Genomic DNA, 220 nt, shown 5'->3' with positions numbered 1-220 from the left:
AGCTATGACGAGGCCTACGCCTTCGCGGTCGAACTGGCACAACGCCACGGCTACCGCTTCCTGTCCGCGTTCGACGATGCCGACGTGATCGCCGGCCAGGGCACGGTCGGCATCGAGCTGGCCGCGCACGCGCCGGACGTGGTGATCGTGCCGATCGGCGGCGGCGGCCTGGCCTCCGGCGTTGCGCTGGCGCTGAAATCGCAGGGCGTCCGCGTCGTTG

1 protein-coding gene is annotated in these 220 nt (G+C 70.9%); it reads left to right on the top strand.

Annotated elements, in window-relative coordinates; all coding sequences use genetic code 11:
- A partial coding sequence (locus tag I5W_RS11940; protein WP_044529387.1) for a pyridoxal-phosphate dependent enzyme occupies positions 1-220 on the top strand: 220 nt, incomplete at both ends.

It is taken from the genome of Herbaspirillum sp. B65, assembly GCF_000333555.1.
Classification (GTDB): domain Bacteria; phylum Pseudomonadota; class Gammaproteobacteria; order Burkholderiales; family Burkholderiaceae_D; genus Herbaspirillum; species Herbaspirillum rubrisubalbicans.
Note: the sequence above shows the minus strand (reverse complement) of the source record. Positions and strands in the feature narration are given on the sequence as shown.